General features: G+C 70.1%; 8 protein-coding genes and 1 pseudogene. 4 read left to right on the plus strand and 5 right to left on the minus strand.

Annotated features, from left to right (window positions below):
* Positions 1 to 37: 37 nt before the first annotated feature.
* Positions 38 to 1,201, minus strand: a complete 1,164-nt coding sequence (locus tag ACFRKB_RS02240; RefSeq protein WP_383102523.1) for a Dyp-type peroxidase — start codon at positions 1,199 to 1,201, stop codon at positions 38 to 40.
* An 87-nt stretch (positions 1,202 to 1,288) separates the two neighbouring features.
* On the opposite strand from ACFRKB_RS02240, the gene ACFRKB_RS02245 reads away from it, so the two are divergent.
* Positions 1,289 to 2,641 carry a right-handed parallel beta-helix repeat-containing protein gene (locus tag ACFRKB_RS02245; RefSeq protein ID WP_383102524.1) on the plus strand — a complete coding sequence of 451 codons (1,353 nt, stop codon included), beginning with the start codon at positions 1,289 to 1,291 and terminating at the stop codon, positions 2,639 to 2,641.
* 36 nt (positions 2,642 to 2,677) lie between these two features.
* On the opposite strand, the gene ACFRKB_RS02250 is transcribed toward ACFRKB_RS02245, so the two are convergent.
* Positions 2,678 to 3,487, minus strand: coding sequence for a hypothetical protein (locus ACFRKB_RS02250; protein ID WP_383102526.1), 810 nt, complete (start codon positions 3,485 to 3,487; stop codon positions 2,678 to 2,680).
* Between the two features lie 136 nt (positions 3,488 to 3,623).
* Here ACFRKB_RS02250 and ACFRKB_RS02255 point away from each other — a divergent pair, with 136 nt between their 5' ends.
* Together ACFRKB_RS02255 and ACFRKB_RS02260 are read left to right on the plus strand one after the other, a co-directional pair.
* Positions 3,624 to 6,122, plus strand: a complete 2,499-nt coding sequence (locus tag ACFRKB_RS02255) for an SdrD B-like domain-containing protein (RefSeq protein ID WP_383102528.1) — start codon at positions 3,624 to 3,626, stop codon at positions 6,120 to 6,122.
* 301 nt (positions 6,123 to 6,423) lie between these two features.
* Complete coding sequence (locus ACFRKB_RS02260) at positions 6,424 to 7,689, plus strand: MFS transporter (protein WP_383102530.1); 1,266 nt, start codon at positions 6,424 to 6,426, stop codon at positions 7,687 to 7,689.
* A gap of 55 nt (positions 7,690 to 7,744) precedes the next feature.
* Here ACFRKB_RS02260 and ACFRKB_RS02265 read toward each other — a convergent pair.
* From ACFRKB_RS02265 to ACFRKB_RS02275, 3 genes and pseudogenes are all read right to left on the minus strand, one after another.
* Positions 7,745 to 8,290: pseudogene (locus tag ACFRKB_RS02265) on the minus strand (TipAS antibiotic-recognition domain-containing protein); the annotation flags it as partial.
* A gap of 140 nt (positions 8,291 to 8,430) precedes the next feature.
* Positions 8,431 to 9,489 carry a vWA domain-containing protein gene (locus tag ACFRKB_RS02270; RefSeq protein ID WP_383102532.1) on the minus strand — a complete coding sequence of 353 codons (1,059 nt, stop codon included), beginning with the start codon at positions 9,487 to 9,489 and terminating at the stop codon, positions 8,431 to 8,433.
* A gap of 130 nt (positions 9,490 to 9,619) precedes the next feature.
* Positions 9,620 to 12,445 (minus strand): helix-turn-helix transcriptional regulator, encoded by a 2,826-nt coding sequence (locus ACFRKB_RS02275; RefSeq protein WP_383102534.1) that lies wholly within the window; start codon positions 12,443 to 12,445, stop codon positions 9,620 to 9,622.
* A 121-nt stretch (positions 12,446 to 12,566) separates the two neighbouring features.
* Between ACFRKB_RS02275 and ACFRKB_RS02280 the strand changes: the two genes are divergently transcribed.
* Positions 12,567 to 13,301 (plus strand): hypothetical protein, encoded by a 735-nt coding sequence (locus tag ACFRKB_RS02280; RefSeq protein ID WP_383102535.1) that lies wholly within the window; start codon positions 12,567 to 12,569, stop codon positions 13,299 to 13,301.
* The last annotated feature ends 73 nt before the right edge of the window (positions 13,302 to 13,374 follow it).

The following is a 13,374-nucleotide window of genomic DNA, read 5'->3' on the forward strand; positions in this document are numbered from 1 at the left end:
CGGGCCCGGCACGGCGGGATCACTCGGCACGGCGGGATCAGCCGAACAAGTCGGAACCGAGCGGGCGCTGTTCGTCGAAGCCGGGGAGGATCAGGAAGGTCGCACTGGCGGTCGTGGTGGTGAAGGGCAGCAGCGCGTCGGAGGTGTCCATGCGGGTGAGCGTGGCCGTGAAGGTCCGCAGGTCGTTCTGGAAGCTGATGAAGAACAGGCCGGGCGCGGGCTCGTCGGTGCTGTAGGAACGGCGGAGCATATGGCCGACGCCGACCACGGTGGGGTTCGCCCTGCGCACGTGGGCGTCGACGGGGACGAGATAGCGCCCGTCGGGCGTCTTGGCGCCGAGTTGCGGGGCGGAGGCGACGGTGCCGCCGGAGAGGGGTACGCCGCTGGCCCGGCGCCGCCCGAAGACCGCCTCCTGCTCGGCGACGGGCAGGGCGGCGAACCGTGTCAGGTCGAGTTCCATGCGCCGCAGTACGGCCAGGGTGCCGCCGGCGACCGCGGGGGGCCCGGCCAGCCACAGGTCACGCTCCTGCTCGGCGTTCGTGTGCGGGCCCACGATGCCGTCGATGAAACCGAGCAGGTTGCGCGGTGCGGTGAGGCCCTTGGCGACGGACACGTCCGTACCGCGGCGTCCGGACTGCCGCCAGCGTTCGCGGACGCGGTCGCCGGCCTGGTCCAGGAGCGCGGCGGCGGCGACCGGTACGAGCAGCGCGTCGTCGGCGCAGATCTGTATCAGCAGATCACCGCCGCGTGCCCGCGAGGCGATCCGCTCACGGGAGAACCGCGGGAGGTCGGCCGCGCCGGGCAGTGCAGCACCGGCCGTCCGCACCAGCCGCGGACCCACGCCGACGGTCACGGTCAGATCACCGGGGGACAGGCTCAGCAGCCGCGGGTCGGACCCGGCGGTGAGGGCGCGGATGGCCTCGCCGAGTTCGGCGAGCAGCGGGCCGGGCGCCACCGCGGTGCCGAGGTCGGCCACCACGGCCAGCAGGTTGCGCTGGGCCGACCGGGGAAGCGTGACGCCCGCCTGATGCCGGCCCGTCGCCGGAACCGGCGTGGGCGTGGGAGTGGCCGCCGCGGAAGGGGCGGGCCGGCCCGGCTCGCCGGAGTCCCATGAGCACCCGGCGACGAGACCGGCGGCCACCGTGGCGCCCGTGACATCGAGGAACGCGCGGCGTGACGGGTGGCGATCGGCGCGGTGCATGATCTGCAGAGTGCCACACCCGTCTCGCGTCCGCCGCCCAACCTCCGTATTCCGGCGCGGGATTCGCGGTCATGCCAGACTGGAATCATGTCTCGATCAGCTCTTCGCGTGATGGCGGCGGTACTGGGCGCACTGACGCTGGTGGCCGGGTGCGGCGGTGGCGGTGACGGCGGCGACGACGACGGATCGGGCAAGGGCCAACGGCCGGAGGGTGCGCGCGTGACGATCCGTGTGCCCGGCGACGCCCCGACGATCTCGGACGCGGTGTCCCTGGCCCGGCCCGGTGACCTGGTGCTGGTGGCTCCGGGTGTGTACCACGAGTCGGTGAAGATCGACACGGCTCGCGTCACGCTGCGGGGCGAGTCCAGGCACAAGGTGGTCATCGACGGGCAGTTGCGGCGGCCGAACGGGGTGGTCGTCGCGGCGCCCGGGGTGGCCCTGGAGAACCTGACCGTGCGGCACAACACGCAGAACGGGGTGCTGGTCACCGGTTCGGCGGCGGCGGTCGCCGGGCTGCCGGGGAGCGGTGGCTACGACACCGGCGATGAACCCGTCAGATTCCTGAAGTCGTTCCTGGTCTCGCATGTGACCGCGACCCGTAACGGTCTGTACGGCATCTACGCGTTCTCCGCGCAGAACGGTGTCATCGAGCACTCCTACACATCGGGCGGGGCGGACTCGGGAATCTATGTCGGCCAGTGCAAGCCGTGCCGGATCGTGGTGCGGGACAACGTCTCCGAACTCAACGCGGTCGGTTACGAAGGCACCAACGCCGGCGGCGACATGTATGTGGTCGGCAACCGTCTGGCCGGCAACCGCGTCGGACTGACCACCAACTCCGACCACCAGGAGAAACTGCTCCCGCAGCGCGACGCCGTCATCGCCGGCAACCTGATCGCGGACAACCAGCAGACGCGGACCCCCGTACAGGCCGACGGCGGCTGGGGCATCGGCATCGGCGTCGACGGCGGCAGCGACAACCAGTTCATCCGCAACCGGATCACCGGCAACCCCAACGCCGGGCTGGTGATCACCGCGACCGCCGACCTGACGGCGGACCGCAACCGGATCACGGGCAACGCCTTCACCGCCAACGGCGTCGACATCGGCTGGACGTTCCCCACCGCCACCCGCGGACAGGGCAACTGCCTGAAGGGGAACGTGCTGCGGACGACCGTACCCGCGGGGCTCGTGGACACCGCGTCCTGCCCGGTTCCCGCCACGTCACCCACGCCCTCCGGCAGTTGGGCGAGTCCGACGGCGCCCGCGGGCATCCCGTTCACCGACGTGGCCGCGCCCGGCCCGCAGCCGGAGTTCCCGCACGCGGCCACCACCGGCGCCACCGTCGTGCCGGACGTTCCGGCGCTGCCGGACGTCGCGGACGTCGCGCTGCCGTCGCCGTCGCTGCTCGCCGCCGGAGCGCGGGTGCGGACCTCGTGAGCGGCGGCCAGGGCCGGTCTTCGAAGAAGTCAGGCCCTACGGCGCCGGGGTGACTCCGCGTACCGGCTGGACAGGGACGTACGTCTGGGTGTCGAAGTCGAAGACGACCGGCTGCGGCTCGGAGGCGATACTGGCCTGAACCCGGTACATGGTGCCGTCCGAGCCGATCCAGTAGCGCACGGTCCCCGACGCACTGGCTTTGCTGTCGGCGTCCGGCCCTTTCATGATGTCCGTCTGATGGCCGTTCACCTTGCCCTGCCCGACCCATGCCGCCCCGCTCTGCGGCAGCAGTGCGGCGTTGTCCGGCCGGTCGCTGCCGAGGCCGAGCACGATGGCCAGCGCGCTGTCGAGGGTCATGCCGGATGTCCGCAGCGGACGGCTGTACCAACCGGACGCGGGAGGTGACGCCGGTGCGGCTGCCGGGGGGTCTGTCATGGGGTGGACGAGGACGGTCGTCGCCGTCCACTGGATCAGCCCGTCGCTGGACGTGTCGCGCCCGGTCCCGCGCACCACCCCGTAACCGGTATGGGTGCGGTAGTCGATGGATCCGGTGATGACCAGCCCGCCGGCGGCGTTCGGCACGGTGATCGTCACCCCCCGGCCTGCCGCCTGGTAGTTGAGGAACCGCGTGATCGCGAGCCGGTTCACCTCGTCCGAGGTCAACGCCCGCGGCGCGGTGGGGCCATCGCTGCTGCCGAGGAGGACGAAGGCGGTGGTCGCGGCAGCCGTGATACCGATGACGACGGCCGCCACCCAGCGCAATCTCGGCCACCGGCGGCGCCGGCCCGCCGCGCGCCCCGGGAGGCCCTGCTTGCTGTCGCTGCTCCGCGTTCTGATGCTCCGCACGCGGCGCGACTGTAACAGGTCTCCGTCGAGGCGCCACCAAACTCTGCGTTCAACGGACATGACGTTCAGTCAACTTGTAGGCTCACCCCTGCATTTGCCGAGTTGGCATTAGCGTAGGACGACGTAAAGGAGCGCCATGCCATTACGTGGACTGGTGCGGGTGGGGCTGTCCGGCCTGCTGTTAGTGGGGGGCGGCACAGGCACGATCTTGACCAGCGCCGGGCAGGCCGGCGCTTCGACCTCCGACGGCACCCTGACCGTCGAGGTACTGCGGGACTTCTTCGGTACCGGCGTCATCAACTCGACCATGGACGTGCCGCAGCGGGGAATGAAGGTCGATGTCTCCGACCCCGCCGGCCATCACGTCACCGGTGTCACGGATGTCACCGGAAAGGTCATCGTGCCGCCGTCGGGCGAGCTCACCGGCGGCCGGTATCGGGTCGATGTCACCGTCCCGGCACCCTACGACGACTATTTGCGGGCGGCGCCCGCCTCGACCGCACCGAACCACTTCGACAGCTTCACCACGTTCGTGGACGTCTCGGACGGCAAGGACGACTCGGTGACCACCGGGGTCTGGGACCCGGCCGACTACGCACTCCCCGATTCCCGCTACTTCGTGCCGATCCAGAGCGGCGCCGGCGGGACGGACACCCGGGCACTGGTGGCGTTCGGGACGGACACCCGCGGCAACTGTCCCGACCAGCAGGCATGCCCGGAGGTGCTCAACACCCAGGACCAGGTGGGCACGACCTTCGGGCTGGCCTACGACAAGTACCGCGACCAGCTGTTCCAGTCGGCGTTCGCCCGGCGGTACACCGAGTACGGGCCGGACGGCGGTGACGCGATCTACACCGTGCCGGCGGACGGCGGGGGCGCCCCGAAGCTGTTCGCGAAGGTGCCGGGCGCCACGGAGACGCCGCATGACACCGCCAACCTGATCAAGGACGCCGGGTTCACCGACGCACCGGGCAAGGAGAGCATCGGCGGCCTGGCCCTGTCCGAAGACGGCTCGACCCTGTACGCGGTGAACCTGCTCACCCGCAGCCTGGTCAGCTTCGACGCGACCCGGCGCACGGCCTCGGCGCCCAAGGCGACCGTGCCGATCCCCGACCCGGGCTGCTCGTCGGACGAGGACTGGCGTCCGTTCAGCGTGGCCACGCACAACAACACCCTGCACGTCGGGGGCGTGTGCAGCGCGGAGAGCACAAAGGATCGCGCGGACCTGAAGGCCGTCGTCGCCACCTATGACGGCAAGAAGTTCACCACTGTGCTGTCCCAGCCGCTGACCTTCGAGCGCGGGAGCGTGCTCACCAGCAACTCCGGCCGCGACCAGGTCAATCACTGGAACCCGTGGAACACCGACCTGGAGGACTGGGACACCTTCAACGTGAACGGCCCCATGATCAACCCCCAGCCGGAGCTGGCCAGTATGGCCTTCGCCCGCGACGGTTCGCTGATCCTCGGCTTCCGTGACCGGTTCATGGACGTCGTGAGCTGGGGCGGGCTGGACCCGAGGCCGGGCAACGACACCCCGCAGAACGGCATGTCCGGCGGCGACATCAGTATGGCCTGCGCCACGCCCACCGGCGGATACGAGTGGGAAGGCACCGGAAGCTGCCCCGACCACGCCACGGACCCGACCCTTGACGGGGTCCAGCCCAGCAGCGTCGTCGAGTACTTCCCGGGCGACTTCTTCCCCAACGGCGGCTCCGCGACCCAGCCCGGGCCGCACCAGGAGTCCGCGCTGGGATCGGTCGCCTACATCCCGCAGCAGCAGTGGGTCGTCAGCACGCAGATGGACCCGACCGGCCAGGTCATCACCAACGGCACCGGCTACTACGACATCGCCACCGGCCTCGGCCCCGGCAACGACCCGGCCAAGAACGCCTACCAGTTCATCGGTCCGAACCAGAACGGGTTCGGCAAGGCCGGTGGCCTCGGCGACATCGCGTACGCCGCGGCGAACGCGCCGATCCAGATCGGCAACGTGGTGTGGTACGACGGCGACCACAACGGCATCCAGGACCCCGGGCAGGTGCTGCTGCCGGGGGCGACGATCAACCTGCTGGACGCCGATGGCAAGAAGGTCGCCACGACCACGACCGATGCCGCCGGCGAGTACTACTTCGGTGGTGTCGGCGCGGAGTACGAGCTGACACCGGGCGCCAAGTACACCGTGCAGTTCGACGTGTGCACCGCGGACACCAGCGAGGTGCCGGGCCGGCCGGCCGCCACCGACCTGCGGTTCACCCTGCCACGGGCCGGTGACGACCGGGTGCACGACTCCAATGTGACCCCACCGACCACCGGCCGACTGTGCAATGGGTTCGCCCCGGTCACCGCACCGACCACGCCAGGAGGGGTCGATCACACGATCGACGCCGGCGTGTACATCCCGCAGGCGGCATCGCCGACACCCACGCCGCCCGCATCCACGCCCCCGACACCGACACCGGTGCCGCCGACGACCCCGGCGCCCAACACCCCGGCACCGGCCGGCCGGACACCGGGTTCACTCGCCAACACCGGTACGTCCGACGTGGGACAGATTCTCGCCCTCGTCGCCCTGCTGCTCGGTGCGGGTACGGCAGTCGTCCTCGTCAGCCGTAAGCGGCGCGCCAGGCACCGCTGACACCCGAAACCCCCGACGGGCCGGGGCGGTTCAACCGCCCCGCGGGTCTGAAGGGCCCCGCACCCGCGGCCGTCGGGGGCGGGTTGGGGGGGGGGGAGGGTGTGCCGATGCCGAAAACAGACAAGCTGCGCCGTCGCTGAGAGCGACGGCGCACAACCCCAGTTCTCGCCGTCGCTCCTGACCTCTGGCCAGGAGCGCCTTCGTGGCGCTCGGATTTCTCTCTTCCGGAGCGCACCCCTTGTTCGCCTTGTCTGTTCGTCAACGTCGGCGTGTCCTTGTCGCTGACCTCATCTCCACGGCCGTGTTCCCCCTCGCCATCACTGGCGCGACAGCGGCCGTCCCCGATGTAACCGCCCAGCTTCCCGGTACGGATGGGCTGGGTCCGTGGATCGTCCTCGCCTACAACGGGCTCTTCGCCGCGGCGCTGCTGTTGGCGGGGGCGACAGCGGATCGCAGCGCACGCACCCGGTTCTTCGCCATCGGCAATATCGTTGTCGCGGTCACCGGTGTCCTGTCCGCCCTCGCACCGAACCTGTTGTCTCTGGTGGCCCTTCGCGCGGTCGCCGGTGTCGGCGCGGCCATGTGCGCCGCCGGTGGATCGGCGATGATCCTGGCGGTGTACCCGCCGGAGGAACGGCGTCGGGTGTACGGCTACGCGGGCGCCGTGCTGGGCAGCAGCCTGGCCCTGGGGCCGGTCGTCGCCCAGGTCCTCATGGCCGTCGGAGGTTGGCAACTCGTCTTTGTCGCGCCGGGAGTTGTCGCCGCCCTCGCCGTCCTGGCCACGCGCGGACTCCCGGACCTCCGCAACCACAAGCTGCCCGCCCACTTCGACCTCGCCGGTGCTGCCCTCTTCGGTGTGATCGTCGCCGCCGCGGTGACCGCACTCGGCCTGGGCCTCGGGGCCGGCGTACGGTGGTGGACGCCAGGCACACTGGTTCTCATCGCGGTCGCCGCCGCCACCGGTCTCGTCCGGGTGGAACGCCGTGCGTCTGATCCCGCGATCCCCCTGGACCTGCTGCGTATCCCCGCCTATCGCGCGTACGCCGTGGCGACCGGCGCTTTCATGGGCGTGCTCGTGGTGGGCTTGACCGTGCTCCCTCAGCTGGGCTCTGCCCAGAGCATGGGCGCGGGCGAGGCAGCGGTCATGCTCAGCCTGCTGACCGTTCCATCGACCGTCCTTCCGCTCCTTGCCGCGCGGATCGCCCGTCGATGGGCACGACCGCTGGTGACAACTGCCCTGCTCGCCTGCACCGTTACCGCCGTCGTCCTTCAGCTGAGCCACCACCCGGCCGCCCTGCTCGTCGCGGCCGCGGTCATCGGGCTGTGTCTCGGGCTGACCCAGGGCGTCCCGGACGGCCAAGCACTCCACTACGTGCCCTCCCATCGCGGAGGGGCGGGCGCGGCACTGTTCAGCACGGCACGGATGAGTCTGGAAACCTTCACTCTGGCCGCTGCCACCGGGGTGATGGCCGCTCTCGGCCCCACATCCGGAATGGCGGTCGCTGGGGCTGTGTGCCTGGCCGCCGCCCTCATAGTCGTGCGAGCCGTCCCCGCCCGCGACGCGTAGCCAGACACAGCGCAACCGCCATCGTGGTCCTCCCCGATGGCGGTTGCGCCGTGTTTCAGTTCAGCCGGGTGGCGGCGTAGGTCTCGACGGCGTCGCGCTGGTACGCGGCGAGACCCGGGGCGATGGACTCGTATGCGGCGCGCCACGTCTCGTTGTCGACGATGGAGCGTCCGATGGCCCGGAAGTCCTCGGCGGAGACGGATCGCAGTTCGGTCAGTGCCTGGTACTGGGTGTCGATCTCGGACTGGACGGGGGCGGCGCCGGCGGGGTGGCCTGCGGCCATGAGTTCGGCCAGCCGGATCATCCGTGCCGTGCGCTCACGGTGCGCGGCGTCGGCGTCGGCCTGGGTCATCGTTGCGGCGCGTCGTCCGACCTCCTGGGCGAGTTCGGGGTAGTCGCGCATGTTGTCCTCGTACTGGGAGGGCGTCACGCCTTCGAAGAGGTTCTCCGGTCGGTTGATGGTCATGGGGTTACCGTCCTTCCTGGACTGCTCCAGTTCGGCGATCGTGCGGGAGACGGTGCCGGCCAGTGCGTCGAGCCGGTCCCGCTCCGCGAGGAGGCGATGGTGGTGGCCCCGCAGGGCGTCCACCTCGTCGACCTGCACGTGTGTTCGCCGGGCCGGTGTTTCCGGCCCTGGTCACGACGGTGGAAACTGCCGCAACGGCAGCTTCAACCCCTGGACCCGAGATCCTCGGAAACCAGTCATCCGCCGGACAGGCCCTGGGCCCCTTGGCGTGAATCTCAGAGCATGATGAGCAGACGCGTCTTCGGCTTGAGCTTCCTGTTCACCGAACGGCTCTGCACGTATACCTCCAGCTTGGGATTGTGCCCCGCCTTTACGGAGACCGTCCCCTGGATACCCGTGCCGAACAGCAGACTGCGCGCCGCGTCACCCGTGTACGCACGGTCGGTGTCCTTCTCGACCACGATGACTTCCTTGTCGGGCTGAACCTGAACCCGCGTGCCCAACTGGTAGTAGCACGAACCGCGTTCGTACGTCACACCCGGATGCGAATCGACGAAGGACCGAATCTCGACCTCCCTGTCGACCTTCAGGAGTCGATACCGGTCGGCCGGGACCGGTTCGAGGTTCGCCCGGACGTCATCGACCGATATGTCCTGGCCGACCGCGAACAGGTTCTTCGTGCCGCGCACGCCCTGCTCGCGGCCACGGAGGAAGCTGGTGGCGGCAGCGCGCACGGTACCGATGGCCTCCTCGACCCCCTCCCGGGAATCCGCGTCCCAGATGGCGATGTTTCCCGCCGGGAAGCCGTAGTTCTGGGCGGTTCGCTTCGCCAGGGAATTCGGAACGAGGATCGCGGAAGTCCAGTGGCCCGGAAGCGCACCCATCTTCGCCGCGATCTTGTCGAGCCAGGGGCCGAGGATGGCCATGTCGCCGTCGTGTCGCCGGTCGCCGCCGGAGGCGTTCTCCTCGCCGTCCGTCACCACGATCTGGAGGAAACTGTGCTCGCCGTACGCCTCCCAGATGTGGCCCAGGTCGTCCAGGGACTTCAGAGAGGCTTCGATGAGGGCCGTGGCGCCATTGTTGACCTTGTACAGCCCCCGCATGGACGGCAGGTGCTTCACGTCCATGTCCCAGACCAGGTTCTCGACCTTGTGGTCGAAGGAGTAGAGACTGATGCGGGTCTCATGACCCAGGCTGTCCGACTCGGCTTTCAAGCCCGCCACGAACTCGTCCACGACACGGATGAGTTGACTCTGGTGCTGACGCATGGATCCCGAACAGTCCACTACCAGCGCGACGTGATTCACCTTGTGCTGGATCTTGTGTGCGGACATGCTTCTGCTCCTTCTCCGAGGCTCCCCGAGCGATGTCTTCACACTATGGGGAGGCACTGACAACGGAGCTTGACGGACGATCAGCCGCAGCGGAGTCAGCACCTGGTCGTGGTCGCCGGCGCGGCCGACGTCAGCCCTCCGCACCCTCCACGCTCTCCAGACCCTCCCCGGCCTCGCGGGAGTCCTCGGGGAGAGCCATGGTGAGAACCTTCGGCAGTTCGCTCCGACCCGTCACACCGGTCTTGCGGTAGACCCGGTAGAGGTGGTTGTCCACGGTACGGATCGTGATGCCGAGTTGCCGCGCGATATACCGACTGCTCTGCCCAGCGGCGGCAAGGCGTGCGATGTCGCGTTCGCGGTCGGTCAGTTCGGGAGTCCAGCAGGCGAGAACGGCGGGGGTCATGACGCCCTCGCAGTGGCGCGCGAGTTGATGGCAGCGGTCGGCAGCCTGTTGGGCGTGCGCGGGCTCTCCTTTGCGTGACCACAGGCGCGCCGCCTGTGCGGCGGCCTCGGCGGCGTGCAGGTGCATGCCGGTGGTGTCGAACGCGGCGGAGACCTCCTCCATGGCGGATGCGTCGCGGGCGGCGTGTGCGACGGCGTGTGCGGCGTAGATCCTGATGTGCGGGGTGTCGGAGGCGGTGGAGAGTTCGACGAGCCGACTGGAGACGGCCGCGGACTGGCCGAGGCGTACGGGTATGTGCAGTAACTCCGCCTCCCAGAGCAGGGCCTGCTGGTGCCGGGCGTTCTCGGCCACGCGTAACGCCTGTCGCGCGGCGTCGCGGACGCGGCCCTGAGCGGCCAGGATCCACGGCTGGGCCATCTGAAACGCCAGGATGTGCAGGATACGGTAGGACTCCACCCGGGCCAGATGCGCCTGGTCCAGCAGTGTCCGCGCCCTGGCGGCGTTGCCGGTCACCGCCTCGATGGTGGCCCATTCGCCGAGCAGCAGCGCCTGCTGGCCCCAGGTGGTGTCGTCACGCAGTGTGGAGGCCGCTTCGCGCATGTGCCGCTGGGCCGAGCGCAGACGTCCCCGGCGGGCGGCGATCCTGCCGAGGTAGAACTGCCAGGCGCCCTGGCCGCCCACCCACTTGGAGTCCTGTGCCCGCTGGTACTCGGCGACGGCGGTCGCTTCCGCCTCGCTCAGCCGTCCCGAGAAAGCCTGGGCGTTGGACAGCCAGCTCAGCAGGCCGGCGTGCAGCAAAGGTATGTCGTCCTCGCCCGACAGGATCGGCAGCGCCGATTCGATCAGCCGTAACGCGGCCCCTGTCCGACCGTGGCAGAACTGTTCAACACACTCCGCGTAGTGCATCCTGACCGTCGTCCGCGGCCCCGGCGACGCACACTGCCGGGCGCGGGTGACGGCCTGAGCGTACGCCGGCCAGTCGGCCTGCGTCGCGAACAGGACGGCCTGCAGCGCGGCCAGTTCCGCACGCGCGGCCGCGTCGGTCATGGTCTGTTCCGTACGGCGCAGCAACTCCAGCGCGTCGGCGGGCCGGTCGAGGGACAGGTACATGTTGGCGGCCCGCAGTTGCACCGACTGCAACTGATCGCGCTCGGATGTGACGGTCTGCGGCAGGCCGCTGTGGACCTGCTCCGCCCGTACCCCGTGCCCGGTGTAGCCGAGCGCGACGGCCAGCGCTCGCCGGGCCGGGTCACCGCCACCGGCATCGCAGGCCGCTTGGGCCAGCCGTGCCGCCAGGGTGAAGTCCATTGTCAGAAGGGCATGGTCGGCCGCGGAGAGCAGGAACCGCGGATCGCTGAGATCGCCGGCTTCCAGCCGCCAGCCGCCGACCCGCGCCGGATCGTCGCGCCGCCGCATACCCGTCCGCTGGACCGCCGTCGCCAGATCCCGGCAGTACCGCCGCCGCCGGTGAGGGGGCGTCTGCCGGCGCAGCACCTCGCCGTAGAGCGGATGAGCCAGCCGCACCTGTGTGCGCCGGCCGTCCTCCTCACTGACGATGAGATTGCGGCGGTCGAGTTCGTCCATGACGGCGGCGCTGCTCAGGCGTTCGAGGACCGACACACCGAGGGGTTCCCCCAGCGCCAGTAGTTCCGCGGCGCACTGCACCGGCCAGGAGAGCTGCCCGATGCGCCGGCCGACCAGGTCGATCAGCTGCGTACTGAGCTGGAACGGTCCCTGCCAGCGCCACACCTCCGCGACGACCGTCAGCCTCCCGGAGGCGAGTCCGGCGTCGACGAGCTGCTGCAACCAGAGCACATTGCCGCCGCTGCACTGCCACAGCCGACGCGCGGTCGCGGTCTGCACCTGGCCGCCCAACGTCCGTTCCAGCAGGCGGCTGACGGAATCCGGACCCAGGGGCGGCACGTCGACCCGGCGGGCGTAGTTCCCGCGTACCAGTGCCTCGATCGCGTCCGGCACCGGCACCCCGGAGCGTGCGGTGAGAACGATCCGTGTGCCGCCGCGTACGGTGAGCTGCAGCAGCAGGGCGGCCGAGCCGTCGTCGAGCAGATGCGCATCGTCGACGAACAGGGTCCGCTGTCCGTCGCGGACATCGGCGAACAGCGCGTCGGCGAGGAGCCGCAGCAGATTGGGACGTCCGTCCGCGGCGGGCAACGTCGCCGGTAACAGGTGTGCCAGAGCGCCGAAGGGGATGCGTGCGACGCTCTCGGTGGCCGATGCCACCAGCACTCGTTCCGGTAACTCAACGGTCCTGGAGAGCAGTTCGCGCGCCAGCCGTGTCTTGCCGACGCCGGCAGGTCCTGTGATCAGCAGGGCGGGCGAGGCCGATGCCTCCATCAACGACGCAAGCTCGCTCAGTGTTCCGTCCCGGCCGGTGAACGGCCAGGAGTGCGGGGGCAGTTGGGGCCCGCGCTCAGAAGGCTCCGGTGACCCCGGACGTTGCTTCTGGTCCTCCATCGGAAGCCCTTCCGCGCCGATCAGCCCGCCCAGCGGGTCCGCTGCCCATTCCTGAGGGCTGAGTATCACACTACTCACGACATGACGGTGCCCCAACGGTACGTTCCACAGCGCAATGCGCAATGGCTTGTGCGCTGCTTCTCAGGCTCTGCGGCCGGTTCCGGCCGCACCGCGTTGACGAACCGACCGAGGAGGACACATGCATGGCAGAGGAAGCGTCGCGGAGGAAGCCGGCCCCGGCTCCTTGCGGCGCGTACTGGCAGGACTGATCACGGCGGTGACGCTGCTGACGGGCCTGGTGGCGACGGGCTCACCGGCCATGGCGGCGGACCTGCCCTACGGGCCGTACACCTGCGCGACGGGCTACGTGTGGCGGGAGGCGGTCCCGGCCGACCTGGTCTGTGTGACGCCGCAGATCCGCTCCCAGACCATGACCGAGAATTCGCTCGGCCCCTCGCGACGCGAGCCGAACGGCGGCATCTACGGGCCGGACACCTGCAAGCAGGGCTATGTCTGGCGCGAATCACGGCCCTCGGACCGTGTCTGTGTTCCGCCGGCCGGCCGTGACCAGGCGCGCGGCGACAACTCCAACGCCCCCTGGCGGCTGGCCGACCCGGGTGCCACACCGCGCGGCGGGGTGTCTCTCTTCACCTCGCTCGACGGCGCGGGCGGGTACCTGTACGCCACCGGCAGCGGGCTCTCGCCCAACGGCGTGGTGCGGTTCTACGCCGTCGGGATCAACACCGTCGCGCCGTACTCGCTGGGTTATCCGCTGACGGCCCGCGCTGACGGCACCCTGCCGGGATGGCAGTACATCGGGTATGGCGACTGCCGAAGCGGACAGACGCAGCCGGCCACCATCGTGGTCCTCGACCAGAGTTCCGGCCTGGTCACCACCGCCGGCACCACGGAGGCATTCCGCCACTGCGGCTGACACCGCGGCGGGCGCGGCGCGACAGATCGCTCCCTGTGCGTGGACGGGCACGGCACCCTTACGGTGCCGTGCC

The sequence above is a fragment of the Streptomyces scopuliridis genome, from assembly GCF_042790125.1.
Taxonomy (GTDB): Bacteria; Actinomycetota; Actinomycetes; order Streptomycetales; family Streptomycetaceae; genus Streptomyces; species Streptomyces scopuliridis_A.

Bases quoted from the DNA above. Each gene is read 5' to 3' on its own strand.
- ACFRKB_RS02240 (WP_383102523.1), bottom strand. From the start codon at position 1,201: ATGCACCGCGCCGATCGCCACCCGTCACGCCGCGCGTTCCTCGATGTC.
- ACFRKB_RS02245 (WP_383102524.1), top strand. From the start codon at position 1,289: ATGTCTCGATCAGCTCTTCGCGTGATGGCGGCGGTACTGGGCGCACTG.
- ACFRKB_RS02255 (WP_383102528.1), top strand. From the start codon at position 3,624: ATGCCATTACGTGGACTGGTGCGGGTGGGGCTGTCCGGCCTGCTGTTA.
- ACFRKB_RS02270 (WP_383102532.1), bottom strand. From the start codon at position 9,489: ATGTCCGCACACAAGATCCAGCACAAGGTGAATCACGTCGCGCTGGTA.
- ACFRKB_RS02280 (WP_383102535.1), top strand. From the start codon at position 12,567: ATGCATGGCAGAGGAAGCGTCGCGGAGGAAGCCGGCCCCGGCTCCTTG.